The 1737-nt window shown below is 48.5% G+C and carries 1 protein-coding gene; it reads right to left on the reverse strand.

Features of this window, described 5'->3' with window-relative positions; genetic code table 11:
- Nucleotides 1–192: 192 nt before the first annotated feature.
- Nucleotides 193–1668, reverse strand: a complete 1476-nt coding sequence (locus tag NP596_RS21215) for an IS1182 family transposase (protein ID WP_256617372.1) — start codon at nt 1666–1668, stop codon at nt 193–195.
- Nucleotides 1669–1737 lie beyond the last annotated feature (69 nt).

The following is a 1737-nucleotide window of genomic DNA, read 5'->3' on the forward strand; positions in this document are numbered from 1 at the left end:
CGGCCCAGACTGTGTAAAAACCCATGAAACGGGATTATTTGCGTAAACCAGTGAAATTTATTCGGATTTTAGAACTGATTTAGGTTACAGGAAGAACCAGCGCTCGAGATACATCTCAATTAGCCAGTTTCCAATACTGGGATTCTAGAAAGTCTTGTCCACTATTTTTCAAAAAAAGAGCCCCAATAGTTCTTAAACCGCTATTGCGCTTTCGTTTTGCTTACAGCAATAAGCCATCTTGACTTTTATGCCTTCAATCAGCGCTTTAAGACCCATGATATTGATCACTCTTTTCAAGTTATAGGCCAGCACATGCAAGCTCATTTCTGTGCGGACGTGCTCCAATGTTTTCATCAAAAAATGCGTGGCGCCCATCCAGGCTTTGAGCGTGCCGAAGGGATGTTCGACGGTTTGGCGCCGAATCCTCATGCTGTCGGGCGCCAAGTCCAGGCGAGATTGCATGGCGTCGAGAATGTCCTCGTGCTCCCAGCGACTGACGCGCCGTTGTGGACCGGGTGTACATTGTTCCTTGAGCGTACAGCTTTGGCAGACCGAGCTCCAGTAACGGTGTAGTTTCAAGCCGTGTTCGATGCTGGAAAACCGCCAAATGAGCGCCTTGTCAGCGGGGCAGCGGTATTCGTTCTTTTCCGCATCGTAGATGAAATCCGCTTTGCTGAATCGTCCTTCTGCGGTGGCGATTGAGGTGACGGTCTTGGGCACAATCGCGGTAATGCCGGCTTCGTGGCAGGCAAGAATTTCTTCGCTTTTGAAATAACCCCGATCGGCAATGACGGTTAAATCATCAACGCCCATCGCACTGCGTGCTTTTTTCGCCATGCCGGACAGTTGGCTACGGTCGACACCCTCGTTGATGACATCGTGTTCCACAATCAAATGATGCTGAGTATCAACCGCCGTCTGGACGTTATAACCGACGATGCCCGTACCGCGCGTCTTCATGGAGCGGGCATCAGGATCAGTCAGGGAAATTTGCTTGTCGGGTGTTTGATTAAGCTGAACCTCAATGTCTTTCAGGGCTTTCATTTGTGCTTTTAAAGCGGCAATTTTGTCTTGCAAACGCTCGGTTTTCGCCTGCGCGACAGTAGGTTCTTGACGATCTGCAGTATCCAGTTCCGTCAAATAACGATTGATACTCGACTCGATCTCTTCCATTCTTCGCTGCAATTTCGCGCTGGTGAAATTACGATCACGGTTGTTAACCGCTTTAAACTTGCTACCGTCAATGGCTACCAAGGCTTCTGAAAATAAACCTAACTGCTGACACAACATGACGAACTGGCGGCAGACGTTGCGGATGGCTTTACCATTCTCTTTGCGGAAATTGGCAATGGTTTTGAAATCCGGCATCAAGCGTCCGGTCAACCACATCAACTCAATGTTACGTTGGGTTTCTTTTTCCAGGCGACGGCTGGATTGGATACGATTGAGGTAACCGTAGATATAAATCTTCAATAAAACGGCGGGGTGATAGGCGGGTCTGCCGGTAACAGCGGGATTAACGCCCTCGAAACCGAGTTGACTCAGGTCCAGTTCATCCACAAAGACATCAACCACCCGAACCGGATTTGTCTCGACAACATAATCATCCAGACTTTCAGGTAGTAAGGTGATTTGGGTGCGACATTCGCCTTTAATGAATCGATTCATCGGTTGGCTCCAATCATTAAATCCTAGGCCAAATTATACCAAAGTTGGCGTTTTGACACAGTCTGGGCC

This window comes from Methylomonas rivi, assembly GCF_024505165.1.
In the GTDB taxonomy this organism is placed as follows: domain Bacteria; phylum Pseudomonadota; class Gammaproteobacteria; order Methylococcales; family Methylomonadaceae; genus Methylomonas; species Methylomonas rivi.

Excerpts from the sequence above, each read along its gene's own strand:
- NP596_RS21215 (WP_256617372.1), bottom strand. The coding sequence starts at position 1,668 with ATGAATCGATTCATTAAAGGCGAATGTCGCACCCAAATCACCTTACTA.